Here is a 25,797-nt window from a genome sequence, read left to right as displayed (position 1 = left end):
CACAGATTTACAAGTGTGACAACGTTGAGCTGTGACAACACAGCCTTTTGCCTCGGCCGTGAGCCTCGACGTCGAGGAAATTCAGGCGTTAGTGCCCCCGACGGCTTGTCAAAGAGCCAACAGCTTTACACGCGGAAGAGGCACATGGCGTACCAAGACCACATCATCGAGATGGGCCAGCTCGTGAAGAGCAAGGGCGGCACCTGGGACGGGATCGACCCGGAAGCCGTGGCCCGCATGCGCCTGCAGAACCGGTTCAAGACCGGCCTCGAGATCGCCAAGTACACCGCCGGCATCATGCGCGAGGACATGGCGGCCTATGACGCCGATCCCACGCAGTACACCCAGTCGCTGGGCTGCTGGCACGGCTTCGTCGCCCAGCAGAAGATGATCGCGGTGAAGCGCCACTTCGGCTCGACCAAGCGCCGCTACATCTACCTGTCGGGCTGGATGATCGCGGCTCTGCGCTCGGACTTCGGCCCGCTGCCGGACCAGTCGATGCACGAGAAGACCTCGGTCCCCGCCCTGATCGAGGAGATCTACACCTTCCTGAAGCAGGCCGACGCCCGTGAGCTCGGCGGCCTGTTCCGCGACCTGGACGCGGCCCGCAAGGCCGGCGACGACGCCAAGGCCCAGGCCGTCCAGGACAAGATCGACAACTTCGAAACCCACGTGGTTCCGATCATCGCCGACATCGACGCGGGCTTCGGCAACGCGGAGGCCACCTACCTGCTGGCCAAGAAGATGATCGAGGCGGGCGCCTGCGCCATCCAGATCGAGAATCAGGTCTCGGACGAGAAGCAGTGCGGCCACCAGGACGGCAAGGTGACCGTCCCGCACGAGGACTTCATCCAGAAGCTGCGCGCCGTGCGCTACGCCTTCCTGGAGCTGGGCGTCGACAACGGCGTCATCGTCGCGCGGACCGACAGCCTGGGCGCCGGCCTGACCAAGCAGATCGCCTTCTCGAAGGAGCCGGGCGACCTGGGCGACCAGTACAACGCCTTCCTCGACTGCGAGGAGATCGACGCCACGCAGGTCGGCAACGGCGACGTGGTGATCACCCGCAACGGCAAGCTGCTGCGCCCGAAGCGCCTGCCCTCGAACCTGTTCCAGTTCCGCGCCGGCACCGGCGAGGACCGTTGCGTGCTGGACTGCATCACCTCGCTGCAGAACGGCGCCGACCTGCTGTGGATCGAGACCGAAAAGCCGCACGTCGAGCAGATCGCCTCGATGGTCGACCGCATCCGGGAAGTCGTCCCGAACGCCAAGCTGGCCTACAACAACAGCCCGTCCTTCAACTGGACGCTGAAGTTCCGCGAGCAGGTCTTCGAGGAGTGGGCGAAGGCGGGCAAGGACGTCTCGGCCTATGACAAGGCCAAGCTGATGAGCGCCGAGTACGACCAGACGCCGCTGGGCATCGAGGCGGACCAGAAGATCCGCAGCTTCCAGGCCGATGGCGCGAAGCGGGCGGGCATCTTCCACCACCTGATCACCCTGCCGACCTACCACACGGCGGCGCTCAGCACCGACAACCTGGCCAAGGAGTACTTCGGCGAGCAAGGCATGCTGGGCTACGTCCTGGGCGTCCAGCGCGAGGAGATCCGCAAGGGCGTCCCGTGCGTGAAGCACCAGAACATGTCGGGCTCGGACATCGGCGACGACCACAAGGAATACTTCGCGGGCGAAGCGGCCCTGAAGGCCGGCGGCGTCCACAACACGATGAACCAGTTCGCCTAACCCGCAGGAGGAGGCGCCGGCCGACGAGGCCGGCCGCCTTGGAGACGATGATGACCAAGGAACGTTTCTGGGTCGTCGGCGGCGAGTACAGCTGTACGGCCTTCAAGTCCCTGAAGCACGGCGCCCCCGAGGTGCTGGGCCCCTACGACAGCCGCGAGGAGGCCAAGGCCGCCTGGCGCGCCAAGTCGGACGAGACCCGCAGCCTGGCCACCGCCCGTTACGCGATCGCCACCGAGCACCTCGTCCTGCCGAACTGATCTCGGCTAGTATCCTGAGGCTCCCCGCTCCTCTCCGAGGGCCCGGGCGGGGAGCCTTCTTTCTTTCCGGCCCTCGACTCCGGAGCATCTGAGATGTCGCTCGACCTCGAAACGCGGCCTGCCGTGCAGCTGACCCACCCTCTCGAGGGCCGTGACGCCGAGGTGCTGACCCCGGAGGCGCTGGACTTCCTGGCCGGCCTGCACCGCAAGTTCAACGACCGCCGGCTGGAGCTGCTGGCGCTCCGCGAGGAGCGGCAGACCCGGTTCGACGCCGGCGCGAAGCCCGACTTCCTGGCCGAGACCCAGGCCGTGCGCGACGGCGACTGGAAGGTCGCGCCGATCCCCGCCGACCTGCTGGACCGCCGCGTGGAGATCACCGGCCCGGTCGACCGCAAGATGATCATCAACGCCCTGAACTCGGGCGCGCGGGTGTTCATGGCCGACTTCGAGGACGCCTCCTCGCCGACCTGGCGCAACATGGTCGACGGACAGATCAACCTGAAGGACCGCTGGGCGAACAAGATCGGCTTCACCGATCCCACGACCGGCAAGAGCTATGCGCTGAAGGACAAGGTCGCGACGCTGATCGTCCGGCCGCGCGGCTGGCACCTGCCGGAAGCGCACGCCCTGGTCGACGGCGAGGAGATGAGCGGCGGCCTGTTCGATTTCGGCCTGTACTTCTTCCACAACGCCAAGACCTCGCTGGCGGCGGGCTCGGGCCCCTACTTCTACCTGCCGAAGATGGAGAGCCATCTGGAGGCGCGCCTCTGGAACGAGGTGTTCGTCCACGCCCAGGCGGCGCTGGGCGTCCCCAACGGCACGATCAAGGCCACGGTGCTGATCGAGACCCTGCCGGCCGCCTTCGAGATGGACGAGATCCTCTACGAACTGCGCGACCACATGGCGGGCCTGAACTGCGGCCGCTGGGACTACATCTTCTCGTTTATCAAGCGTTTGAAGACCCAGCCCGACGCGCTGACGCCCGACCGGGCGGTGATGACCATGGGCCAGGCCTTCCTCCAGGCCTACTCCTTCAAGCTGATCCAGACCTGCCACCGCCGCGGCGCCTTCGCCATGGGCGGCATGGCGGCGCAGATCCCGGTGAAGGGCGACCCGGCCGCCAACGAGGCGGCCTTCGCCAAGGTCCGCGCCGACAAGGAGCGCGAGGCGACCAACGGCCATGACGGCACCTGGGTGGCGCACCCCGACCTGGTGCCCGTCGCCATGGAGGTCTTCGACCGGCTGATGCCGGGGCCGAACCAGCTCGACAAGATGCGCGAGGACATCACCGTCACCCGAGAGGACATGCTGCGCGTCCACGAAGGTCAGCGGACGGAAGCCGGCCTGCGCGAGAACATCCGCGTCGGCGTCCAGTACATCGAGGCTTGGCTGCGGGGTAAGGGCGCGGTGCCGCTCTACAACCTGATGGAAGACGCCGCGACGGCCGAGATCAGCCGCACGCAGATCTGGCAGTGGCTGCACCACGAGGCGACCCTGGCCGACGGCCGCGCCGTGACGCCGGCCCTGCTGCGCGAACTGACCGACCAGGAGATGGCGGGCCTGCGCCAGGTGCTGCCGGCCGAGGCGTTCGAGAAGGGCCGCTTCGCCGAGGCGCAGAAGATCTTCCTCGACATGTGCCTGGGCGAGACGCTGGAGGAGTTCCTGACGCTCCCGGCCTACCGGGTGCTGGACTGAGTTCGGGCGGGGGGCTTCGCAGGATTCGGCGAGCAAGGGACAACTCGCCGAGGTCCGTCTGAGCCCCTCGTCCGTCACACGCAGCTGTCATCCCGGAAAGGCGCGAAGCGGCTTGTCCGGGACCCATCGGCGCCGTGTGCTGAACGGACGGCGCGGCGGCTCGGCTGCGCGCGATCTTCGACAACGCGGAGCTTATGGGTCCCGGTCTTCGGCTGCGCCGAAACCGGGATGACACCTGTGGTGTCGAGCTAGTCCCGGGCGGGAACGGCCTCAGGCGACGGGGCCGCGCGGCGGAGCAGGATCAGGCCGGCGGCGACGATGAGCGCGGCGCCCACGACCACGGGTCCTCCCGGCAGGTCGTGGAAGAAAATCCAGCCGATCAGGGTCGAGCCGAGCAGCTCCAGATAGCTGAGCGGCGCCAGGGTCGAGGCCTCCGTGCGCCTGTAGGCGAGGACCGCGAGCACGTGGGTGGTCACGCCGATCGCGGCCATGGCGGCGAACAGCGGCAGGTGTTCGAGCCCGGGCGTGGTCCAGTTGAGCGCCGCCTGCGGCGCGAGCAGCACGACGCCCATCAGGTACTGGAAGGCGAGCGTCTGGAACGGCGCCGCGCCGCCGGCGATCTTTCGCGTCGTCACCTGGAAACAGGCGAAGCCCACGCCGGACGCGAAGGCCAGCAGCAGGCCGGGATCGGGCGGCGCGCCGCCGGGCTGCAGGATCACCAGGGCGCCGGCGACGCCCAGGGCCAGGCTGACCAGCTTCGCCGCCGTGAACCGCTCGCCCAGGACAGCCACCGCCAGCACCGAGGCCACGATCGGGCCGATGAAGTAGGCGCTGACGGCGTCGGCCAGCGGGATGCGCGCCACGGCCAGGTAGTAGAGCGTCGCGGAGAGCAGCAGGAAGGCCACCCGCAGCAGGTGCAGGCCACGCTGGCCTTGCGGGAACAGCTTGCGGCCATGCAGCCGCGCCGCGATCGGCGTCACCAGGATCGAGGCGAAGAAGAAGCTGCACCAGCCGATCATCAGCGGCGAGTAGTGGGCCGAAAGCGCCTTCGCCAGCCCGTCCACGCCGGGGATCACCAGCATGGCGAGGGACATCAGCAGGACGCCCTGCGTCCTGCCGGCCAGTCCGTGGAAGCCCCCCGCCAACGCCCGTGCCTCAGACGTCGGCAGCTAGGCTGGATCCCGGTTTTCGGCTGCGCCGAAACCGGGATGAGTCGCGCTTCGCGCGCTCACTTGCGGACCCAGCCGCCGCCCGCCGGCTTGTAGTATTCGCCGGGCTTCAGCCGCGTCTGGACGACGGTGGTGAAGGCCGAGGCGCCCGCCGCCTCGACGCTGACGCCGTTCTTGGCGGCCGCCTCGCGGTAGAGCTGGGCGCGGCCGGCGTTGATCTCGTCGACGGCCGCCTTCAGCGCGGGGTCCGACGAGGGCTTCACGAAGCCCAGGAAGCCGTCGGCCTGTTCACCGACTACGCCCTGCGCCTTGGCCGCGTCGACGGCGGCCTTGGCGTTCATCGCCTGGGCGGCGACGGGGGTCGCGGCGACGAGGGCGGCCAGCACCGCGGCGCCGATAGGGGCGGAAAGGCCCATGAGGTCACGTCCGTTCATAGCCATGTCCTCCTAGAACAGCTCGGGGTTCTTCTGGATGAGGTTCTTGACGTCCTCGTCCAGGCGCAAGCGGACGTCGGCGTCCAGCTTGGCGTAGATGTTGATCGGCGCGACCTCCACGCGGACGGTCGGCGTGCAGGCGCCCAGCGTCAGGAGCGCGAGCGCTCCGGCGCAGATCGCCCCCGGGGCGAAGGCCTGTCGGCGAAGGATCATCGCGGCGGTCTCCCTTTCATCACGTCTGGTCTTGCAGGGTCAGGGCTGAACCGGGCCTGAACTGCGAAGCCGCTGGTACTCGGCGTAGTCGGCCAAGAGATCGTCGAGGTTGAGCGTCGTGTCGAGGGTCAGGTTCACCTTTGTGCCCGACGGCAGCGGCAGCGGCTTGTCCAGGAACCGGCGCTTGATCAGCTCCATCAACCCCAGCCGGATCTCCTGCTTCTTCGGCGGATCGTGACGGCCGACGATGTGGAACAGCGCGTTCATGCGGCCGTCCTCGCGACTGTTGAGGCTGAGGTCCAGCTCGTCGAAGGCCAGGTTTTCCATGGCCTGGTAGGCGAAGTCGGTGACCACCGCGTTGGCCTGGGCCTGGTTCGCCACCGGCTCCCCGCCGGCGATCACCTGCTGGGGCTCGCCCTGCACGCCCGTCAGCGCCTCGCGCTGGATCGAGAGCCGGCCCGGCTGGATGGCCTTAAGCTCCCCGCCGGTGATGCGCACCCTCTGGCCCGTCGCCTCGAACGGGATCCGGCCGGAAACACGGGCGTCGAGCTCGACCTTGTCTCCGAACGGCGAGGCCTCGACGAGGTCGTGGAGCTGCACGCCTTCGAAGGCCAGCAGGCCCTTGCGGGTCGCGGCCGGATCGAGGGGCAGTTCCAGCCGCTCGATGGTCACGCGGCCCCCGCCCACCGCCGCCTCGCCGCCGGTGATCAGAAGCACCTCGTCGCGCAGGCCCACCTGCGCCTTCATGCCCGTGATGGGGACGATCGCCTCGAGGCGTTCGACGCTGACCGTCTGGCCCTCGGCGGCGACCAGCGGCGCCAGGCTGGTGAAGACGAGCGTGCCGGACAGGCCGGTGACGCGACCGGCGGGGCTGGTGAAGTCGAGGCGCGGGACGGTCAGCGTGCCGGCGCTGATCCCGGCCACGGGGTTCCAGGCGAAGCCGCCGCTGAAGCTGGCCTGGCCGACGGCCGGGGAGCCCAGGGCTTCGGCCAGCGGCGAGAGCTGCGCCGGCTGCAACCCGCCCTCGGCGAAGGTGAGCAGGCCGGTGTCGATGTCGACCTTCCCCTGCCCGCTCGGACCATCATGCACGAGGCGCGCATGCGCGACCCGGTGCGGGCCGGCGGCAAGGTCGAGGTCCGCGGTCCAGGCGTCGCGCCGCGCCCGCGCCGTGCCGGTGAGCGCCAGGGGGTGGAAGCGGGCCTCCGGCGCGCGGTCGACGAGCCGGGCGCGGTCGATGCGGGCGTCGGCGTCGAGGCGGCCACCCTTCGGGCCGAGCGCCACGGGACCGAAGGCCTCGCGCACGCCCGCCTGGAGGAAGGGCGCGTCGGCGGAGACGGCCTCGGCGCGGCCGGCGATCCGCCAGTCGCCGCCGGCCATGCGAAACAGCGGCTCCGAGCCGGGACAGAGGCGGCCGGAGACCGTCTCCACGTCGTTCTCGCCGAACTCCAGCCTGTCGGCCGCGAGCTTGGCGCAGCGGCTGGCCAGCACCGTCACGGCGCCGCCCGCGACGCGCAGCCGCCCCGCGGCGTCGATGCGCGCGCGCTGCAACGGACCCAGCGAGAGCGTGGCCTTCAGGTTCAGCCCCGCGGTCGCACCGCCGTCCGCAAGGCGCAGGTCCTGGGCGAGCGCATCGACGTCGGGCAGGCCGCCCCCCTTCGCCGTGAGACGCCAGTCGTCCGGGCCGACGCTGGCCAGGGTCACGGCGCCGCCGGCGTCGGGCCTGAGCGTCACCGGCTGCGGCAGGGCCAGGGCCGGCGCCCGGCCCGGCGCAAGGGTGAGGCGAAGGCGGGGCGCGGCGACGCCGAAGCCTCGGGCGGCCCGCTTGATGGCGACCATGTCGCCCACATCCTCAGCGGTCACGGGCCCCAGCCCCGCATAGGCGCCGTGACCGACCAGACTGCCCGAGAGCGCCGCGTGGACGCCGTCCTTGGCGGCGGCGACGGGACCGGCGGCGGTGAGCGTGGTGCGCGTGAGGGTGAGGTCGGCCGCTTCGCCGCGGTCCAGGACAGCGGTGGCGCGGAGTGTGGCGGTCACACGGTCGCCGCCGGCGCGGGTCCAGCGGACATCGTCGCTGGCCAGCGCGAGCCGCAGGCCGCCGCTTTTCGCCGGGCCCACCGCGCCGGAGCCGGCCCGCAGGCTGGCGGTCGCCTGGCCGGCGACCCACAGGTCCGGGATCCAGCCGCGCGACTGGCCGACGAATCCGGCCTCGCCCTCCACGCCGTCGAAGCCTTGAGCGCCTTGCGAGAGGCGGTCGGCCACCAGGCGAGCGTTCAGGGTCAGACCGCCGTCGCTGCGGCGCCTGACCATGTCGGGATAGGGCGCGTCGGCGGTGAGCACGAGGCGGCCGCCGCGCAGTGCGAGGTCGCCCGAACGCGCGGCGGTCAGCGGCGCCTCCAGCCGCGCCGACACGCGCGGTCCGCGCGTGGTCACGGCGAGGGTGGCGCGGCCGGTCTCGGCCGACAGGCCCTTGCCGCGCAGCCGCGCCGGGTCGGCGACGGCGGCCAGGGACATCAGCCTGTTGTCCTCGACGCGGGCGTCGGCGGTGAGCTTCACGGGGCCGTAGTCGGTGGCCAGCCAGAGCACGCCATCGTCGATGGCGATCGCCGGCTTGGCCGCGTCGGGCCGCGGCGGGCGGCGGCTGAACGCCTCGATCAGGGGGTCCAGGCTGCCGACGCTGAAACGGCCGTCGTGCAGCGAGGCGCGCAGCACCGGCTGGCGCAAGGTGACGGCCAGCACCTCGACGCCCAGGCCCTTGAAGCGGTAGCGGACGTCGGCGCGGGCCGCCTGGAAGTCGGGCCGCGCGGGGTCGCCGATGCGCAGACGCGCCGAGAAGTTGGAGGGGCCGACGGCATAGACCTCGGCCTCGGAGGCGATCCCCTTGGAGCGCAGCCAGCCGGTCAACGCCTCGCGCGCCAGCGTCCGCCGGTTCAGCCAGGTGAGCGCCGCCAGGACGACCAGCGCCACGCCCACGAGCGCCAGGATGAGGCGCAAGGGGCGGGTCGTCTTGGCGGCAGGTTCGGTCAAATCCAGGCTCGGCTGTGCGTCGGGATACTCACATAGCGCACAACCGGGCCAAACTGTGCCTTATCAGCCCGCGATCGCCTCGCGCGGCAGGGTGGCGAGGGCCACGCCGCCGTCGACCGGGATCGTCGCGCCCACCACGTAATCGCCGGCGCGCGAGGCCAGGAAGATGGCGGTGGCTGCCATGTCGTCGTCGCGGCCGATGCGGCCGAGCGGCACGCGGCGGGCGACCTCGTCGCTGTGGTCCCTGGCGGCGCGGTTCATCTCGGACGCGAACGGTCCGGGCGCGATGGCGGTGACGACGATGCGGTCCTTGATGAGCTTCGCGGCCATCCGGCGGGTCAGGTAGATCAGCGCCGACTTGGACGCGTGGTACGAATAGGTCTCCAGCGGGTTGAGCGCGATGCCGTCGATGGAGGCGATGTTGATCACCTTGGCCGGCTGCTCGTCGCTGGCGGCGGCTTTCAGCGCGCCGTGCAGGGCCTGGGTGAGGAAGAAGGGCGACTTAAGGTTCAGGTTCATCACCTTGTCCCAGCCGCTCTCGGGGAATTCGTCGAAGTCGGCGGCCCAGGCGGCGCCGGCGTTGTTCACCAGGATGTCGAGCTTGGGCTCCCGCTCTGCAATCAGGCCGGCCAGGCGCTGGACGCCCTCCATCGTCGAGATGTCCTGCGGCAGGGAGATGCAGTTCGGGCCGAGCTCCTCGGCGGTGGCGTCGCAGGCGTCGGGCTTGCGCGACGAGATGTAGACCTTCGCCCCCTGCTCGACGAAGCCGCGGGCGATCATCTTGCCGATGCCGCGCGAGCCGCCGGTCACCAGCGCCGTGCGCCCCTCCAGCGAGAACAGGTTCGATGCCATTCCGACCTCCCTTTTCCTATGCGGCGCGATTGACTTGGCCGTGTCCGCCGAGGCCTATAACACGCGTTTGAATTTCGGGCCGCGGCATCTTTGAACAGGCGGTCCGCCAGCCATTTTGAGGGACGCTCTTCGATGACCGAGATCAATTCGGTGACCACGCTGACGCACGAAGGCGACGTGGCGGTCGTGACCTTGAACTCGCCGCCGGTGAACGCGCTGTCCGCCAATGTGCGGGACGGGCTCTACCAGGGCTTCAAGCAGGCGATCGAGAGCGACGCCAAGGCCATCGTGCTGATCTGCGACGGCCGCACCTTCATCGCCGGCGCCGACATCACCGAGTTCGGCGGCGCGCCGAAGGGCGCGAGCCTGCCGGAGGTGCAGGGCATCATGGAGAATTCGCCCAAGCCGGTGATCGCCGCCATCCACGGCACGGCCCTGGGCGGCGGCCTGGAAGTGGCGCTGTGCGCGCACTACCGCGTGGCGGTCCCGTCGGCGAAGCTCGGCCTGCCGGAAGTGGCGCTGGGCCTGCTGCCGGGCGCCGGCGGCACCCAGCGGCTGCCCCGGATCGCCGGCGTCGAGAAGGCGCTGGAGATGGTCACCTCGGGCCGGCACGCCCCGGCCAAGGAAGCCCTCGAGATGGGCCTGGTCGACGAGCTGGTCGAGGAAGGCAAGCTGAAGGACGGCGCCATCGCCTTCGCCCGCAAGGTCGTGGCCGAGAACAAGCCGCTGGTGAAGGTGCGCGACAACAACGCCAAGCTGGAGGCCGCGAAGGGCAAGCCCGAGATCTTCGCCGACTTCCGCAAGGCCAATGCGCGGAAGTTCCGCGGCTTCCTGGCGCCCGAGTACAACATCCGCTGCATCGAGGCGGCGGTGAACTCGAACTCGTTCGACGAGGGCCTGGCCGTCGAGCGCAAGCTGTTCATGGAGCTGATGACCGGCCCGCAGTCGGCCGCCCAGCGCTACTACTTCTTCGCCGAGCGTCAGGCGAACAAGATCCCCGACGTGCCGGACGACACCCCCGTGCGCGAGATCAAGAAGGTCGGCGTCCTGGGCGCCGGCACCATGGGCGGCGGCATCGCCATGAACTTCCTGAACGCCGGCATCCCGGTGACCATCGTGGAAGTGAAGCAGGAAGCGCTGGACCGCGGCATCGCCACGATCCGCAAGAACTACGAACGCTCGCGCGGCGCGAAGCCCGAAGAGACCGAGAAGCGGATGAGCCTGCTGACCGGCGTCCTCGACAAGAAGGAACTGGCCGACTGCGACCTCATCATCGAGGCCGTGTTCGAGCGCATGGACATCAAGAAGGACGTCTTCGCCGAGCTGGACCAGATCGCCAAGCCGGGCGCGATCCTCGCCACCAACACCAGCTACCTGAACATCGACGAGATCGCCTCGGCCACGAAGCGGCCGCAGGACGTGATCGGCCTGCACTTCTTCTCCCCGGCCAACGTCATGAAGCTGCTGGAGATCATCCGCGCCGACCACACGGCCAAGGACGTGATCGCCACCTCGATGAAGCTGGCCAAGAAGATCGGCAAGGTGGCCGTCCTGGCCGGCGTCTGCCCGGGCTTCATCGGCAACCGCATCCTGAGCCAGCGCCAGCGCGAGGCCAACAAGCTGGTGCTGGAAGGCGCCATGCCGTGGGACATCGACCGGGTGCTGTACGACTTCGGCTTCCCCATGGGTCCGTTCGCCATGAGCGACCTCGCCGGCCTGGACATCGGCTGGGTGAAGGAGAACTCGAAGGGCGAGACCCTGCGCGACGTGCTCTGCGAGATGGACCGTCGAGGCCAGAAGACGGGCGCGGGCTTCTACGACTATGACGAGAACCGCACGGCGAAGCCGAGCCCCGTCACCGAGAAGATCATCCAGGACTTCCGGTCCAAGAAGGGCATCAACGCCCGCACGATCTCGGACGAGGAGATCCTGGAGCGCTGCGTCTATCCGATGATCAACGAGGGCGCGAAGATCCTTGAAGAGGGCAAAGCCATCCGCCCGTCGGACATCGACGTCGTGTGGGTCAACGGCTACGGCTGGCCGGTCTATCGGGGCGGCCCGATGTACTACGGAGACCAGGTCGGCCCCGACAAGGTGCTGGCCAAGATGAAGGAGTTCCAGGGCTCCATGGGCGACGATTTCAAGCCGTCGGCCCTGCTGGAGAAGCTGGTCGCCGAGGGCAAGAAGTTCTCGGACCTGAAGGCTTAATCCTGACCTCCCCCGTGAGCGGCAGCGAACGGGGGAGGGGGACTGCCCGCCGAAGAGCGGGCGGTGGAGGGGGCAAGCCCCTCGCACCGCATCGAATACAGCCTGGTCGTTCGGCGCTGCCGGCCGCTCGCCCCCTCCACCATCCGCTCTGCGCTGCGCTCGGCGGACGGTCCCCCTCCCCCGCTCCGCGGGGGCGGTAGATCCAAACGAAGGAACCTCCCCCATGCGCGAAGCCGTCATCGTCGCCGCCAAGCGGACCCCCATCGGCAAGGCCTACCGCGGCGCGTTCAACAACACCTACGGCGCGACGCTCGCCGCCGAATCGATCCGCGCCGTCGTCGCCCAGGCGGGGATCGACCCGGGCGAAGTGGACGACGTGGCCTTCGGCGCGGCCATGCAGCAGGGCACGACCGGCAACAACATCGCCCGCCAGGCCGCCCTGCGCGCCGGCCTGCCGAACACCGTCTCGGGCATGACCATCGACCGCCAGTGTTCGTCGGGCCTGATGGGCGTGGCGACCGCCGCCAAGTACATCGTCAACGACGGCGCGCCGGTGGCCATCGGCGGCGGCGTCGAGTCGATCAGCCTGGTGCAGAACGACAAGTCGAACCGCTTCATGGCGCTGGATCCGTGGCTCAGCCAGAACGTGCCCGAGCTGTGGACCTCGATGATCGAGACGGCCGAGATCGTCGCCGACCGCTACGGCGTCAGCCGCGAGGCCCAGGACGAGTATGCCCTGCAATCGCAGCAGCGCACCGCCCAGGCGCAGGCCGAGGGCCGCTTCGCCGACGAGATCGTGCCGGTCACCACGACGATGAAGGTGCTGGTCAACAAGGAGACCGGCGAGACGGCGGACAAGGAGATCACCGTCGACCGCGATGAGGGCAACCGCCCGCAGACGACGCTGGAAGACCTCCAGAAGCTCCAGCCCGTGTTCAAGGGCGGCCGCTATGTGCCGCAGGGCAAGTTCGTCACCGCCGGCAACGCCAGCCAGCTGTCCGACGGCTCGGCCGCCGTCCTGCTGATGGAACGCAAGGAAGCCGAGAAGCGCGGCCTGGAAGCGCTGGGCGCCTACCGCGGCATGGCGGTGGCGGGCTGCGGTCCCGAGGAGATGGGCATCGGCCCGGTCTTCGCGATCCCGAAGCTGCTGGAGCGCAACGGCCTGACGATCGACGACATCGGCATCTGGGAGCTGAACGAGGCCTTCGCCTCGCAGGTGCTGTACTGCCGCGACAAGCTGGGCATCCCGAACGAGCGGCTGAACGTCTCGGGCGGCTCGATCTCGATCGGCCACCCCTACGGCATGACCGGGGCCCGCTGCACCGCCCACCTGCTCTACGAGGGCAAGCGGCGCGGGGCGAAGTACGGCGTCGTCACCATGTGCGTCGGCGGCGGGATGGGCGCGGCCGGCCTCTTCGAGATCTTCTAAGCGACGCTCATCGCCGGAAACGGAAGGGCCGCCCGCGAGGGCGGCCCTTTTTGCTTCAGGAGGCCGCCTTGAACTCGGCCTCGATCTTCAGGGTGACCTCGTCCCCCACCGCCGGCAGGGCGTAGGCGATGCCGAAGTCCGAGCGGCGGATCTTGGCCTCGCCGTCGAAGCCCACCGAGTATTTCTTGTCGAGCGGGTTGACGCCGGCCTGGTTGAACTCGGCCTCGATGACGATCGGCTTGGTCACGCCGCGCAGGGTCAGGTCGCCGTGGATGTCGGCTTCGTTGCCGTCCTTCACCACGATGCGGGTGGCCTTGAAGGTCGCCGTCGGGAACTTGGCGGTGTCGAGGAAGTCTGGCGACTTCAGGTGCTTGTCGAGGGCGGCGTTCAGCGTGCCGACGTCGTCGGCCTTGACCGTCACGTCCAGCTTGGACGCGGCCGGCGCCTTCGGGTCGAGGGTCAGCGTCCCGGTCGCGCCGGCGAACTGCCCGGCGTAGGTCGAGAAGCCCAGGTGGTTCACGAACCAGGTGATCTTCGAATGCTCGGGGTCGAGGGTGTAGGTCCCGGCGCGGACCTCGGCCGGCTTCTTGGTGAAGGCGTCCTGCGCCTGGACCACGCCGGCGGACACGACGATGGCGGCCACGGCGAAGCCGGCGGCGAACTTCTGGAACTGCACTGGGGATTTTCCTCTGACGAACTCAAGGGCCCACAGATCGGGCTTGGCGGCTTGCGGATAAACCGGAGCCGGAGCGAAGGACTGCTTCCGGATCGGAAATGATCAGGGCCGGAGATTGCGGAAGGTGAGCGAATAGCGGAGGGCCTTGGCCTCCGGCAGGCTGTGTTCCCACTCGCTGCGGGCCGGGCCGTCCAGGAGGTAGGCCGAGCGCGGCGCGAGGGGCACGTTCAGGCGTTCGAACCGTTCGCCCCGACGGCGGCGGAAGCGCATGACGGTCTCCGCGCCGAGCGATATCCCCACCACCTTCTCGAAGACCGGCCGGTCCTTGTGCCAGCCGATGGGGGCGCCTTCGCGGTACTCGTTGATCAGCAGGTGCTGGAACGCCTCAGCCGGCAGGCCCGCGAAGGCGGCCGCACGGTCGCGGACGGCGAGCAGCCAGTCGGGAAGCGGCGCGGCCTGCACCAGGCCAGGTCCCGTGAAGTCGTATTTCCAGCCGAAGGACTGGACGCGGCGGCGGCCCTCATAGCCGCGGAACTGAAAGGGCTCGAACGGCAGCTCGGCCAGACGCCCGAGCAGCTCCCGCTCCTCGGCCTCCGACACGAAGTCGGCGCGATAGGCGAAGCCCGCCGGCGCGGGGGGCGCGGCGGGCTCGAACAGGCTCTGCTGGGCGGGGTTGGCCATTCGGCCCTTCAGATGGGACCTGCGGGCGGCGACGGAAGAGCGCCGCCGCCCTGTCAGGTCCGAAGCCCGCTAGTAGCGGTTGTAGCCGTAGCGGCGATCGTCGTCGCGGCGTTCCCAGCGGATCTGGGCGGCCAGCCGGTCGAAGCGGCGGTCGAGCTCAGCCATCTCACGCGGCGAAAGGCCGTTGCGGCCGTAGCGGTATTCCATCCGCGCGATGTCGTTGAACTGGGCCCGCAGGCGCATCGCCTCGCGGTTCGTCAGCTGGCCCGAGCGCAGGCCCTGGTCGATGCGGCGGTCGAGCTGCATCTTGCGGCGCTCGATGTGGACCCATTCGCCGCGGTCGTCGCGCCAGCCGGATCCCCCGTACCAGCCCTGCGCCGATGCGGCGCCGGCGCCCGCGGTAGCGGCAAGGGCGGTGGCGGCGGCAAGCGCGATAGCAAGCGGTTTCATCAGGTTTCTCCTCAGGTCTATCCCTCGGCTGGCCGTCAAAACCACCAAATGCGCATTTGGTTCAGCGACGATCACGAACCCGTGATCGTCGCCCGCCGGCCTCTTAAGGCCATCACGCGAAGAAACAATTTCTTCTCTCGATTGTTGCGCTTCCATTGGCATTGTCTATATTGCGAATTGTTCTCAGGAAGGAACTCTCGAGATGCGCCTCGCCGTCAAAACCGCAAGCTGGTCCGTGGTCCACATGCTGGTCGCCATCGCGGTGGCCTATGCGCTGACGCAAAATTGGCGCGCCGCCCTGGCCGTGGGCCTCATCGAGCCCATCTTCCAGACGATCGCCTTTGCAGTGCACGAGCGGGCCTGGATGCGCCTCGCGCCCGCCCGCGCCGTCGCCCGTCCGCGCATGACCTCGCCGGCCGGCGCCTGAATTGGAAAAACGAGGGAGAGTGACCACCATGGCCGATACTGTCGCCGACGGGCTGTCGAAGCTGCTTGCCGACACCTACGCCGTCTATCTGAAGACCCACGGCTACCACTGGAACGTCCGCGGGCCGAACTTCCACGCGCTGCACGCCATGTTCATGGAGCAGTACACGGAGATGTGGACCGCCATCGACGCGATCGCCGAGCGCATCCGCGCCCTCGGCGAACTGGCGCCCCAGGGCTACCGGAGCTTCGGCAACCTGTCGGGCATCCAGGACGGCGACCCCCAACGGGACGCCGACGGCATGCTGCGGGACCTGGTCGCCGACCATGAGACGCTGATCGCCACCGCGCGCGCCGCCCGCGAGGGTGCCGACGACGTCACCGCCTCGATCATCGACGCCCGCATCGAGGCGCACGAGAAGCACGCCTGGATGCTGCGCGCCTCGCTGGGCTAACGCTACAGGCCGAACGGCCAGGTGTCGTCCGCGGCGGCGTCGTGGGGCGCCGCGGGCGGGCTCGGCAGCGGGGTGACGGCGGCGGTTTCGTCGAACCAGACCCAGGCGTCGAACTGCTCGGCGAGACGGGCTTCGGCGTAGTGGCTCCACCGCTCGGTCTCAGGGCGGTAGATCACTCCGATGAACCGCTCCAGGCGGGGATCGGCCAGGGCGGCGCGGACGTCGTCATGGACGCCCGCCCGCAGGTCGAGCAGGAACCGCTTCAAGCCCGCCTCGTGCGAGAGACGCTCGGCGCTGTCGGGCAGCGAGGGGCGGACCGCCTTGACCTCCATCGGCTCGTCCCAGTCCGAAGCGCAGGCCACGGTCCCGGCGTGCGTGCCGAACCCGATCAGGCGGGCCTGTTCGCCCCACCGCTCGCGGCAGAGCTGGCCGATGTTCAGCTCCTCGCGGACCTGGCCCATCTCGGTCGCCCGGGCGTCGCCGATGTGGGAGTTGTGGGCCCAGACGACGGCGCGGGACTCCGGACCCTTCGCCTCGAGGATCGCCTGCAGCGTCTCGAACATGTGGCTGTCGCGCAGATTCCAGCTTTCGGCGCCGCCGTAGTACATGGCGCGATAGTAGGCCTCGGCGTCGGCCACGAGGCGGGCGCTCTGTGTGGCGTCGAGCAGCGCCTCTTCCGGGTCGCCGCGGCCATCGGCCAGCGACCGCTGCAGCATCTCGCCCAGCATCGCGGTCACCGCGCCTTCGCAGCCCGCGTAGCGGCCCGACAGCGTCATGCGGCCGTAGGCCGCCGGCTCCTCGGCCCACGGCGTGAGGCAGCCGTAGCGCTCGCGCGCCACCCGGGCCGCATCCGGATCCTCGCGGTCCAGGTATTCGATGACGGCCCGCATGGACCCCGCGAGATTATAGAGATCGAGCCCATAGAGGCCCGCCTGCCGGTGAGGCGCCCGGAACCGGTTGTGGTCCGAGAGCCACTGGAGGAACTGGTCGAACTCCCGATTGCGCCACATCCAGGTCGGGAAGCGCGTAAACGCCCCGCCCGCGGCCGGGGGCCGCGGCCGATGGCGGACGCGGGCGTCCAGCACCCGCGCGTCCGGCCAATCCGCCTCCAGCGCCAGGACATTGAAGCCGTGATGTTCGATCAGGCGCCGGGTGATGGCGGCGCGCGCGCGGTAGAATTCGGACGTCCCGTGGCTGGCCTCGCCAAGAAGAACGACGCGGGCGTCCGCGAAGCGATCGAAGAGGCGTCCGAAGGCGGGGTCATCGATCTCGGGCAGCGGCTCGGCGCGCGCGGCCACCAGGGCCGCCACGCCGCCCCGGACGGCGCGGCGCTCCTCGACGTTGCGCTGGATATCCGGCATGGCGGCGTCTCCTTCCGTTCAGGAGGCAACCGCAGGCGGCGCCCGCGGTTCCGCACCTGAGAGCCCCTGGGAGCTGAGATGCCGGTCGAATTGCGCAAGTTGGAGACGGTCTATCAGGGCTATTCGACGCTGATGGTGGCGACGCTCTCCACCGCGGACGGCGGGACGTTCCGGCGCGAGATCGAGCACCATGGCCGGGCCGCGGCGGTCCTGCCCTACGACGCCGGCCGACGCTGCGTCCTGATGGTGAACCTGCCCCGGGCGCCGGTGATCTGGGCCGGCGGGCCTCCGGAGCTGCTGGAGGCGCCCGCCGGCATGGTCGACAACGAGGATCCGGAGGACACCGCGATCCGCGAGGCGCTGGAAGAGGCGGGTGTGAGGCTGTCGCGGCTGGAGCCGCTGGGTTCGCCCTTCGCCTCCCCAGGGGTTTCGTCCGAGAAGATCGACCTGTTCCTGGCCGAATACAGCGCCGCCGACCGGGTCGCCGCCGGCGGCGGCGTCGACGGCGAGAACGAGCACATCACGGTGGAAGAGATCCCGCTGGCGCAGCTGTGGGCCTGGGTCGAGCAGCGGCGGATCGAGGACCTCAAGACCCTGGCGCTGGTCCTGGCGCTGAAGGTCCGCCGACCTGAGCTGTTCCTCCCGTGACCCCGGATCGGCCGCTGGTCGGCTCGCTGCTCGACACCGACCTCTACAAGCTGCTGATGCTCCAGCTCATCTGGCGCAGCCATGCGGCGACGCCGGTGACGTTCTCGCTCGTCAACCGCACCCGCAGCGTCCGCATCGCCGACGAGGTCGATCCTTCCGAGCTTCGGGCCGAGCTGGACCACGTCCGCAGCCTGCGGTTCACGGCGGACGAGATCGCGTGGCTGGGGGAGACGGCGTTCTACGGGCGTCGCGACCTGTTCGCCGCCGACTTCGTGGCCTGGCTGCCGACGCTGCGGCTGCCGGCGTACGAGGTGGAGCAGCGCGACGGCCAGCTCGACCTTTCCTTCCGCGGTGGCTGGGCGGAGACGACGCTGTGGGAGATCCCGGCGCTGACGATCGTCACCGGTCTGCGGGCCCGGCGGGTGACGCGGGCGATGTCGCCGGACGACCGCGACCATCTCTACCGCTGCGCCCTGGGCCGCCTTGAGGCCAAGGCCGAGCGGCTGCGGGCCCTGCCTGGCCTCGCGCTGACGGACTTCGGGACCCGCCGCCGCCATAGCCTCGGCTGGCAGCGCACCTGCCTGGAGGTGATGCGCGAGCGGCTCGGCGGAGCCTTCCAGGGCACCAGCAACGTGCTGCTGGCCCGGACGCTGGACCTGCCGGCGGTGGGCACCAACGGCCATGAGCTGCCCATGGTTCTGGCCGCCCTAGCCGAGGACGAGGCGGCCCTGAAGCGGGCGCCCTATCGGGTGCTGGAGGAATGGGCCGCGCTCTATCCCCAGCCGCTCCGCATCGTGCTGCCCGACACCTTCGGCTCGGCGGCCTTCTTCCGCGACGCGCCGGACTGGGTCGCCGACTGGCGCGGGGTGCGGCCGGACTCGGCGCCGCCGGCCGAGGCCGGCGAGGCGCTGATCGACTGGTGGCGCGCCGCGGGCCGCGATCCCCGGGAGAAGCTGCTCGTCTTCTCGGACGCCCTCGACCTCGACCTCATCGAGGACCTGCACCACCGCTTCCACGGCCGGGTGGGCGTGAGCTTCGGCTGGGGCACCCGGCTGACCAACGACCTGGAAGGCTGCGCCGAGGCGCCGGGTCTGAAGGCCATCTCCCTCGTCTGCAAGGTGACCGAGGCGGCCGGTCGGCCGGCGGTGAAGCTGTCGGACAACCCCGAGAAGGCGACCGGCGATCCCGCCGAAGTCGCGCGCTATCAGCGGGTGTTCGGCACGGAAGGACACCTGGCGCGACGTCCGAGCGTTTGAGCGCCATGAACGTCTTCATCGGATGGGCGCTGGACCGCGCCGAGCGCGAGACCCTGCTGGACCTGTTCCCCGCCCGCTACGCCAACCCCGTGGCCGACCATGTGACGCTGGCGTTCCGCCCCGCGCGTCCGAAGCTGCCCAGCGCGACGGCCGGCGAGATCGTGGGCGAGGCCGACGACGGCCGCGGCGTCCAGGCGATGGTGGTGCGCATCGGCGGGACCACCGACCGTCCGGACGGCTCCACCTATCACATCACCTGGTCCCTCGCCGACGGACGGCGGGCCAAGGAGAGCAACGACGTGATCCGGGACTGCGGCTGGCGCGCGTTCGACGCCCCTATTCCCATCAGCCTTGAGCCTCGGCTGTTCAAACCCTGAGCAGCTTGGCAGCAGGCGGTCGGTCTGAGTGCTAAGCCGCTGAAAACACGGGAACTTTTCTCCCGAATCAGGCCTACTTCGTCTGTGAACGGAACCACCGACGAGGTCACGGATGCTTGTGTCGCCTGAATTCCGGAAGCAGCTCGAGGGCTATGGGCTCACGACGGCGGAGATCCTCTACCGCATGCCCGACCACCCGGCCCTGCTGCAGAGCTACATCTGGCAGGACTATGACATCTTTCCCGAGTTTCCCGTGCTGAAGAAGTTCCTCGACTTCTGGGGCCGCACCCTGGACGGGCCGCTGTTCAAGGTGACGATCGGGCATGACAGGCTGATCCGGCCCGCCGAGCTGAAGGCGGTGGGCGCCGAGTTCCGGCTCCACTAGGCCTCGACATTTCACGAGGGGTGCGGACTCATGGGGCGGCAGATGCCGCGCCTTCGCCCAGCCCTCCTCGCCACCGTGATCCCCGCCCTCCTCCTGGGCGCCTGCCAGGACAAGGTGCGGCGTCCCGCCTGCCCCGCCGGTCAGGTCTGCCTGGAATACGGCAACAACACCGAGCCGGCGACGCTGGACCCGCAGAAGTCCAACCTGGTCGACGAGGCGTCGGTCATCGGCGACCTGATGATGGGGCTGACCACCGACGCGCCCGACGGCACGCCCGTGCCAGGCATGGCCACGCACTGGGAGACGACGGCTGACGGGCTGGTCTGGACCTTCCACCTGCGCGAGGCGAAGTGGTCGGACGGGCGGCCGGTGACGGCCGACGACTTCGTCTTCGGGCTGCGGCGCACGCTCGATCCCAAGACGGCGTCGATCTACGCCTACCTGCTCTACGTCATCGAGAACGGGCAGGCGGTGAACGAGGGCAAGGCGCCGCTGGAGGCGCTGGGCGTCCGCGCCCTCGATCCGCGGACGCTGCAGATCCGGCTCATCCACCCCGCGCCCTACCTGCCCGAAATCGCCAAGCACCAGAGCTTCTTCCCGGCGCCGAGGCACGTGGTGGAAAAGTATGGCGACGGCTGGGTGCAGCCCGGCCGCTACGTCTCGAACGGGGCCTTCAAACTGGCCGCGTGGCGACTGGGCGACCGGGTCACGGTGGTGAAGAACCCGCACTTCTACGACGCGGCGAACGTCTGCCTGGACCGCATCAACTACTACCCGACGCCGGACGTGGTGAGCGCGGAGCGGCGGGTGGCGCGCGGCGAACTGGACCTCAACACCCGCTTCCAGTCCAACCGCTACAGGCGCCTGCAGAAGACCATGCCCGGCGTGGCGCACACGGGCCTGTCGCTGGCCACCGGCTACCTCGCGTTCAACACCCGCGACGTGAAGGCCTTCCAGGACATCCGCGTACGGCGGGCGCTTTCCATGGCGCTCGACCGGGAATTCATCACCGGCAAGCTGATGGGGGCGGGCCAGCAGCCGGCCTATTCGTTCGTGCCGCCGACGACGGCGAACTACGTCAAGGTCCTGCCGAAGCTGCGCTGGGCCGGCATGAGCTATGCGGCCCGGCAGACCGAGGCGAAGCGGCTGCTGGCGGAGGCCGGATTTACGGCCAGGCGGCCGCTGAAGATCACGATCACGACGCCCAACAACACCGACACCCTGCTGCTGATGGAAGCGATCCAGGCCGATTGGCGCGCCGTGGGCGTCGACGTCTCGATAAGCCAGGCCGAGAGCGGGGTGGCCTTCGCCGCCTACCGCAACCGCGACTTCGAGGTGGGCTCGATGAGCTGGTACGGGGACTTCAACGACCCCGTCACCTTCCTGGGCCTGCTCAAGTCGGACACCGGCGCGCAGAACTACGGGGACTACAAGAACCCGGCCTATGACGCCCTGCTGGCTCAGGCCGACGCCGAGCCGGACGCGGCGCGCCGGGCCGAGATCCTGGCCCAGGCCGAACAGCGGATGCTGGACGACGAGGGCGTCGCGCCGCTGTATTTCGTGGTCAACCGCAATCTCGTCAGTCGACGCATCACCGGCTGGAAGGACAACGCGCCCAACTTCCACCGGGCGCGCTACCTGTGCCTGAAGAACTAGGCCGAAAAGATCAGCGATAGACCCAGCGGCAGGACTTCTTGGCCTTCTTCTTGGCGATCTGGTGGCCCGCCACGGCGCCGACGCCGGCGCCCAGGACGGTGCCTTCGGTCTTCGCGCCGTTGCCGGCGACCACATTGCCCAGCACGCCGCCGGCGACAGCGCCGACCAGGGTGCCGTTGTTGGCCTTCTTCTTCACGTTCTTGTCGCAGACATACACCCGCTCACGCGCCTCGACGCTCAGCGGCACGGCGGTGAACGAGAAGGTCGCGCAGGCCAGGGTCGCGGCCGCGATCAGCTTCGTCTTCATCATAAGCTCTCCAAGTTCCACACGGACACGCCCGGTCCAGAACCCTCACTGGGCCGTTCGGTTTCCGCCGGCGCCGAACAAGCCAAGCTGTTTCGGCGGCGAATTTGGGGCGGTCGGAATGGGGAAACTGTGGGCCCCGGTCTCCGAGAACCGGGGCCCGTCCCCGGCAGGACCAGCCGCCGCGGACCGGAGGCTGCAGATACGCAGCGGCCTCCGTGACCCGTGTTCTGCCAGCCACCGCCTGACTCTCGGATGAACCAAGGCCAAGGTTGTCGAAGATCGTCGCCGAGGGCGGCGTGAATCATCCTGTCACACCCCCTTGCGGACCGGGGATCAGATGAGTAGGTTCCGCCGCTCACTCGGCAGGGGTCCCGCAAGGGCCTCAAGCACCCGGTTGGAGAGGTGGCAGAGTGGTTGAATGTACCGCACTCGAAATGCGGCGTACGTGAAAGCGTATCGTGGGTTCGAATCCCACCCTCTCCGCCACTTCCCAGAGACATCCCGCGCTTGAACCATGCCGGCCCCGGTCGGGCCGCGCCGCTCGCGGCTTCCGCTCGGTCAGCATTGCGCGCGGGCGGGGCGGCGCGCTAAGCCGCAGGAGGCGCATTCTTCGAAGACGCGGTTTGGGGGAGGCTCATGAGCATCAAAGGCAAGGCGTACGTGATGGGCGCCTTCGAGCACCCCACCCGCGACGCACCCGACAAGACGACGGCGCAGCTCCACGCGGAGTGCGCCCGCGGCGCGCTTTCCGACGCCGGCCTCTCGTTCGCCGACGTCGACGCCTACTTCTGCGCGGGCGACGCGCCCGGCTTCGGCGCCCTGTCGATGATCGACTACATGGGCCTGAAGAACGTCCGGCACATGGACTCCACCGAGACCGGCGGCTCGTCGTACCTGGTCCACGTCGGCCACGCGGCCCAGGCGATCGCGGCGGGTAAGTGCCAGGTGGCGCTGATCACCCTGGCCGGACGGCCGCGCAACGGGGGCAACCGGCCGGGCGCAAGCCTGCGCCCCGGCGGCGGGGGCGGCGGCCTGTCGGACGGCCCGCCCGAAGCCGGCTTCGAGCACATCTACGGCGGCTCGACGCACAACACCTACGGCATGGCGGCCATGCGGCACATGCACGAGTTCGGCACCACCTCGGAGCAGCTGGCCTGGATCAAGGTGGCGGCCAGCCACCACGCCCAGTGGAACGAGCACGCCTACCTCAAGGACGTGGTCACCGTGGAGGACGTGGTGAACTCGCGGATGATCTCGGACCCGCTGCACCTGCTGGACTGCTGCGTGGTGACCGACGGCGGCGGGGCGGTGGTCGTCACCAGCCCCGAGGTGGCGAAGAGCCTGAACCGGCCGCGCGTGCGGGTGCTGGGCGCGGGCGAGGCGCCGAAGGGCGTGCTGGGCGGCGCCGAGATCGACCTCACCTATTCCGGCGCGGTGTGGTCCGGGCCGCGGGCGTTCGAAGAGGCGGGCGTGACGCCGGCCGACATCAAGTACGCCTCGATCTACGACAGCTTCACCATCACCGTCCTGATGCAGCTCGAGGACCTGGGCTTCTGCAAGAAGGGCGAGGGCGGCAAGTTCGTCGCCGACGGGAACCTGATCTCGGGCGTCGGCAAGCTTCCGTTCAACACGGACGGCGGCGGGCTCTGCAACAACCACCCGACGAACCGCGGCGGCATGACCAAGATCATCGAGGCCGTCCGCCAGCTCCGCGGCGAGGCGCACCCGAAGGTGCAGGTGCCGAACTGCGACCTGGCCGTGGCCCACGGCACGGGCGGCTCGCTGGGGGTCCGCCACGGCGCCGCGACCCTGATCCTGGAACGGGAGGCCTGATCCATGTCCGAACCCATGAGCCGCCCGATTCCGGCGCCCGCCGTCACCCTGGAGAGCAAGCCCTTCTGGGACGCCGCCGCCGAGGGCCGCTTCCTTGTGAAGCGCTGCACCGCCTGCACCCGGGCGCATTGGTACCCGCGGACGATCTGCCCGTTCTGCGCCAGCGATGAAACGGTCTGGGAAGAGAGCCCCGGCGAGGGCGAGGTCTATACCTTCTCGGTCATGCGGCGCTCGCCGACCGGTCCGTACGCCATCGGCTACGTCACCCTCGACGAGGGGCCAAAGATGCTGACCAACTTCGTGGACGTGACGCCCGAGGACCTGAAGATCGGGATGCGGGTGAAGGTGCGTTTCCAGCCCACCGAGGGCGACGGACCGCCCGCCCCCGTGTTCGCGCCACTTTGAACCCGATGCTCATTTGAGTAACCCGAGCTTCGAGGTGGGATTTTCAAAAGAGCAATATCTGAAAAGCAAAGCTTAGAAGGCGCTGAGCTGAGCCGACAGAAACTATAGAGAATGCGACCAAAAGCATCATTCACGATGTTGCGATCTCCAAATCCCGTATAAGGTGGCCAGACGGTCGGGGGTTACGGTTCAGGGAGACTGACAACGTGAAGCTTCGACTGATGACCGCCGCCGCCATCCTCGCGGCCGCCGGCCTTGCCGCCTGTGGCCAGAAGACCGAGGAGCCGGCCGCCACCGACGCCGCGACCACCGGGACGGCCGCCGACACCTCCGCCATGAGCGGCGCCACCACGACCGATCCGGCGATGGGGACCACGGGCGCCACCACCGATCCCACGGCCAGCGGCACGATGGGCGCGAGCGGCACGACGGGGACCACCGGCACGACCGGCGCCTCCGGAACCATGGGAACGACCGGCTCCACGGCAACGACCGGGACCACGGGTACGACCGGGACCACCGGCACGGGCACGAACTCCGGCTCCACCGGCACGCCGCCCACGCAGTAGCCCCTCGAGCGGCCGCCCGGGAGCCCGGGCGGCCGTTTCGCTTCGCCTATTCCGCAGCCTCGCTCAGTTCGCCCAGCACCTCGTCCGTATGCTCGCCCAGGCGGGGCGGGTGGCGGCGGATGTTGGCCGGCGTCTTCGAGAATCTCACCGGCGGGCGGATCGTCCGATAGCGGCCGACCTCGGCGTGTTCGTAGGTCTCGAAGAAGCCCACCGCGTCGAGATGCGGATCGGCCTCGAGGTCCTCCAGGGTGTTGGTCTTCACCACCGGGATCGACAGGGGCTTCAGGATGTCCAGCCACTCCTGGGTGGTCTTGGTCGCCGCCGCCTGCTCGATCAGGCCATAGAGCTCGCGCGTGTGCCGGGCGCGCGCGGCGTAGTCGGCGAAGCGCGGGTCTGACTTCACGGCCTCGCCGAAGCCCGCCGCATCGAAGAACTGATCCCACTGCCGGTCGGTGTAGGGCAGCAGCCCGATCCAGCCATCCTTGGTGCGGAACGGCTTGCGGTTCGGATTGATCACCCGCTGGTAGCCCCACTGGCCGGTCGGCGGCTGATAGGCCTGGTCGTAGAGGTGCTCCACCAGCAGGAAGCTCGTCACGCACTCCAGCATGGGGACTTCGACGAACTGGCCCACGCCGGTCCGCGCCCGGTGCAGCAGGGCCGCGGTGATCGCCTGACTCATGAAGAGGCCCGAGACCTTGTCCGCCACCAGCGTCGGCAGGATACGCGGCGTGGGATTCCCATCCGTGCGCGGCAGGATGTCGGCCATGCCCGAGGCCGACTGGATCAGATCGTCATAGGCCGGCTCGCCGGCATAGGGCCCGTCCGAGCCGTAGCCGGCCGCGTGGACATAGACGATGTCGGGCTTGATCGCGGCGACGTCCTCGTAGCCGAGGCCCAGCCGCTTCAGACCCTCGTAGCGGATCGAGGCGGCGAACACGTCGCAGGTCGCGATCAGCCGCCTCAGCGCGCGCTTGGCGCTGTCCTGCTTCAGGTCCAGCAGGATCGAGCGCTTGTTGCGGTTGATGGTCAGGAAGATCGGCCCCAGGTCCCGGGGCGCGCCCTCGGGTACGTGGCCCGCCCAACGCATGATGTCGCCGCCGTCGCCGCGGCCCGAGCCCGGATCCTCCAGCTTGATCACGTCGGCGCCCTGGTCGGCGAGGATTTGGGTCGCATAGGCGCCGTTGACCACGCTGGTCAGGTCCAGGATGCGGAGACCCGCCAGGGGCCCGGTCGCCTTCGCCGCCAACGTCGTCGGCCGCTGTTTTGCGTCCCCCAAGGTGAGGCCTCCTCTCTA

The 25,797-nt window shown here is 69.4% G+C and carries 26 protein-coding genes and 1 tRNA gene; 16 read left to right on the top strand and 11 right to left on the bottom strand.

Features of this window, described 5'->3' with window-relative positions; all coding sequences use genetic code 11:
• Positions 1-144 precede the first annotated feature (144 nt).
• The 3 genes from ACO2Q0_RS09960 (at position 145) to aceB (ending at position 3,689) form a co-directional block, all read left to right on the top strand.
• Positions 145-1,737: an isocitrate lyase gene (locus tag ACO2Q0_RS09960; protein WP_423351337.1), complete on the top strand. Its 1,593-nt coding sequence runs from the start codon at positions 145-147 to the stop codon at positions 1,735-1,737.
• A gap of 50 nt (positions 1,738-1,787) precedes the next feature.
• On the top strand, positions 1,788-1,994 hold the full coding sequence (locus ACO2Q0_RS09955; protein ID WP_423351336.1) for a DUF4170 domain-containing protein: 207 nt from the start codon (positions 1,788-1,790) through the stop codon (positions 1,992-1,994).
• Positions 1,995-2,087: 93 nt separating this feature from the next.
• A complete protein-coding gene (gene aceB / locus ACO2Q0_RS09950) occupies positions 2,088-3,689 on the top strand; it encodes a malate synthase A (RefSeq protein WP_423351335.1) in 1,602 nt (533 codons plus the stop codon).
• Between the two features lie 248 nt (positions 3,690-3,937).
• Here the strand turns inward: aceB and ACO2Q0_RS09945 are convergent, their stop codons facing one another.
• The 5 genes from ACO2Q0_RS09945 to ACO2Q0_RS09925 form a co-directional block, all read right to left on the bottom strand.
• Positions 3,938-4,783, bottom strand: a complete 846-nt coding sequence (locus ACO2Q0_RS09945) for a DMT family transporter (protein ID WP_423351334.1) — start codon at positions 4,781-4,783, stop codon at positions 3,938-3,940.
• 134 nt (positions 4,784-4,917) lie between these two features.
• Positions 4,918-5,292 (bottom strand): YdbL family protein, encoded by a 375-nt coding sequence (locus tag ACO2Q0_RS09940; protein WP_423351333.1) that lies wholly within the window; start codon positions 5,290-5,292, stop codon positions 4,918-4,920.
• Positions 5,293-5,304: 12 nt separating this feature from the next.
• Entirely contained in the window at positions 5,305-5,505 is a 201-nt protein-coding gene (locus ACO2Q0_RS09935) for a YnbE family lipoprotein (protein WP_423351332.1), read from the bottom strand.
• A gap of 39 nt (positions 5,506-5,544) precedes the next feature.
• Positions 5,545-8,529 (bottom strand): intermembrane phospholipid transport protein YdbH family protein, encoded by a 2,985-nt coding sequence (locus ACO2Q0_RS09930; protein WP_423351331.1) that lies wholly within the window; start codon positions 8,527-8,529, stop codon positions 5,545-5,547.
• A gap of 63 nt (positions 8,530-8,592) precedes the next feature.
• Complete coding sequence (locus ACO2Q0_RS09925; protein ID WP_423351330.1) at positions 8,593-9,381, bottom strand: SDR family oxidoreductase; 789 nt, start codon at positions 9,379-9,381, stop codon at positions 8,593-8,595.
• A 132-nt stretch (positions 9,382-9,513) separates the two neighbouring features.
• Between ACO2Q0_RS09925 and ACO2Q0_RS09920 the strand changes: the two genes are divergently transcribed.
• Positions 9,514-11,589, top strand: a complete 2,076-nt coding sequence (locus ACO2Q0_RS09920; protein ID WP_423351329.1) for a 3-hydroxyacyl-CoA dehydrogenase NAD-binding domain-containing protein — start codon at positions 9,514-9,516, stop codon at positions 11,587-11,589.
• Between the two features lie 223 nt (positions 11,590-11,812).
• Positions 11,813-13,018 (top strand): acetyl-CoA C-acyltransferase, encoded by a 1,206-nt coding sequence (locus ACO2Q0_RS09915; RefSeq protein ID WP_423351328.1) that lies wholly within the window; start codon positions 11,813-11,815, stop codon positions 13,016-13,018.
• 55 nt (positions 13,019-13,073) lie between these two features.
• Here ACO2Q0_RS09915 and ACO2Q0_RS09910 read toward each other — a convergent pair whose 3' ends face one another.
• The 3 genes from ACO2Q0_RS09910 to ACO2Q0_RS09900 form a co-directional block, all read right to left on the bottom strand.
• Positions 13,074-13,694, bottom strand: coding sequence for a YceI family protein (locus tag ACO2Q0_RS09910; protein ID WP_423351327.1), 621 nt, complete (start codon positions 13,692-13,694; stop codon positions 13,074-13,076).
• Between the two features lie 102 nt (positions 13,695-13,796).
• Positions 13,797-14,375, bottom strand: coding sequence for an alpha-ketoglutarate-dependent dioxygenase AlkB (locus ACO2Q0_RS09905; protein ID WP_423351326.1), 579 nt, complete (start codon positions 14,373-14,375; stop codon positions 13,797-13,799).
• 69 nt (positions 14,376-14,444) lie between these two features.
• Positions 14,445-14,825 (bottom strand): hypothetical protein, encoded by a 381-nt coding sequence (locus ACO2Q0_RS09900; protein ID WP_423351325.1) that lies wholly within the window; start codon positions 14,823-14,825, stop codon positions 14,445-14,447.
• Positions 14,826-15,027: 202 nt separating this feature from the next.
• Here ACO2Q0_RS09900 and ACO2Q0_RS09895 point away from each other — a divergent pair, with 202 nt between their 5' ends.
• Together ACO2Q0_RS09895 and ACO2Q0_RS09890 are read left to right on the top strand one after the other, a co-directional pair.
• Positions 15,028-15,252: a DUF2061 domain-containing protein gene (locus tag ACO2Q0_RS09895; RefSeq protein ID WP_423351324.1), complete on the top strand. Its 225-nt coding sequence runs from the start codon at positions 15,028-15,030 to the stop codon at positions 15,250-15,252.
• A 28-nt stretch (positions 15,253-15,280) separates the two neighbouring features.
• Complete coding sequence (locus ACO2Q0_RS09890; RefSeq protein ID WP_423351323.1) at positions 15,281-15,706, top strand: Dps family protein; 426 nt, start codon at positions 15,281-15,283, stop codon at positions 15,704-15,706.
• Between the two features lie 2 nt (positions 15,707-15,708).
• On the opposite strand, the gene ACO2Q0_RS09885 is transcribed toward ACO2Q0_RS09890, so the two are convergent.
• A complete protein-coding gene (locus ACO2Q0_RS09885; protein ID WP_423351322.1) occupies positions 15,709-17,067 on the bottom strand; it encodes an erythromycin esterase family protein in 1,359 nt (452 codons plus the stop codon).
• A gap of 78 nt (positions 17,068-17,145) precedes the next feature.
• On the opposite strand from ACO2Q0_RS09885, the gene ACO2Q0_RS09880 reads away from it, so the two are divergent.
• The 5 genes from ACO2Q0_RS09880 to ACO2Q0_RS09860 all read left to right on the top strand — a co-directional run bounded on the left by ACO2Q0_RS09880 (position 17,146) and on the right by ACO2Q0_RS09860 (position 21,389).
• Positions 17,146-17,715 (top strand): NUDIX domain-containing protein, encoded by a 570-nt coding sequence (locus ACO2Q0_RS09880; protein ID WP_423351321.1) that lies wholly within the window; start codon positions 17,146-17,148, stop codon positions 17,713-17,715.
• Positions 17,712-18,971 (top strand): nicotinate phosphoribosyltransferase, encoded by a 1,260-nt coding sequence (pncB, locus tag ACO2Q0_RS09875; RefSeq protein WP_423351320.1) that lies wholly within the window; start codon positions 17,712-17,714, stop codon positions 18,969-18,971. The genes ACO2Q0_RS09880 and pncB overlap by 4 nt, the downstream gene beginning before the upstream one ends.
• A 5-nt stretch (positions 18,972-18,976) precedes the next feature.
• Positions 18,977-19,348, top strand: a complete 372-nt coding sequence (locus ACO2Q0_RS09870) for a hypothetical protein (RefSeq protein ID WP_423351319.1) — start codon at positions 18,977-18,979, stop codon at positions 19,346-19,348.
• A 112-nt stretch (positions 19,349-19,460) separates the two neighbouring features.
• The gene (locus tag ACO2Q0_RS09865) at positions 19,461-19,733 is read left to right on the top strand and encodes an usg protein (protein ID WP_423351318.1); all 273 of its coding nucleotides are present in this window, start codon (positions 19,461-19,463) and stop codon (positions 19,731-19,733) included.
• 42 nt (positions 19,734-19,775) lie between these two features.
• Complete coding sequence (locus tag ACO2Q0_RS09860) at positions 19,776-21,389, top strand: peptide ABC transporter substrate-binding protein (protein WP_423351317.1); 1,614 nt, start codon at positions 19,776-19,778, stop codon at positions 21,387-21,389.
• Between the two features lie 10 nt (positions 21,390-21,399).
• On the opposite strand, the gene ACO2Q0_RS09855 is transcribed toward ACO2Q0_RS09860, so the two are convergent.
• Positions 21,400-21,696, bottom strand: coding sequence for a glycine zipper 2TM domain-containing protein (locus ACO2Q0_RS09855; RefSeq protein WP_423351316.1), 297 nt, complete (start codon positions 21,694-21,696; stop codon positions 21,400-21,402).
• Positions 21,697-22,092: 396 nt separating this feature from the next.
• Between ACO2Q0_RS09855 and ACO2Q0_RS09850 the strand changes: the two genes are divergently transcribed.
• From ACO2Q0_RS09850 to ACO2Q0_RS09835, 4 genes are all read left to right on the top strand, one after another.
• Positions 22,093-22,182: transfer RNA gene (locus tag ACO2Q0_RS09850), tRNA-Ser, on the top strand.
• A 150-nt stretch (positions 22,183-22,332) separates the two neighbouring features.
• Positions 22,333-23,529, top strand: a complete 1,197-nt coding sequence (locus tag ACO2Q0_RS09845) for a thiolase domain-containing protein (protein ID WP_423351315.1) — start codon at positions 22,333-22,335, stop codon at positions 23,527-23,529.
• 3 nt (positions 23,530-23,532) lie between these two features.
• Positions 23,533-23,934 (top strand): Zn-ribbon domain-containing OB-fold protein, encoded by a 402-nt coding sequence (locus ACO2Q0_RS09840; RefSeq protein WP_423351314.1) that lies wholly within the window; start codon positions 23,533-23,535, stop codon positions 23,932-23,934.
• Positions 23,935-24,140: 206 nt separating this feature from the next.
• A complete protein-coding gene (locus ACO2Q0_RS09835) occupies positions 24,141-24,503 on the top strand; it encodes a hypothetical protein (protein ID WP_423351313.1) in 363 nt (120 codons plus the stop codon).
• A 46-nt stretch (positions 24,504-24,549) separates the two neighbouring features.
• Here ACO2Q0_RS09835 and ACO2Q0_RS09830 read toward each other — a convergent pair whose 3' ends face one another.
• Positions 24,550-25,779 carry a CaiB/BaiF CoA transferase family protein gene (locus ACO2Q0_RS09830; RefSeq protein WP_423351312.1) on the bottom strand — a complete coding sequence of 410 codons (1,230 nt, stop codon included), beginning with the start codon at positions 25,777-25,779 and terminating at the stop codon, positions 24,550-24,552.
• Between the last annotated feature and the right edge of the window lie 18 nt (positions 25,780-25,797).

The sequence above is a fragment of the Phenylobacterium sp. VNQ135 genome (assembly GCF_049445735.1).
Lineage (GTDB): Bacteria > Pseudomonadota > Alphaproteobacteria > Caulobacterales > Caulobacteraceae > Phenylobacterium.
This window is presented reverse-complemented; position numbering and strand designations above follow the sequence as displayed.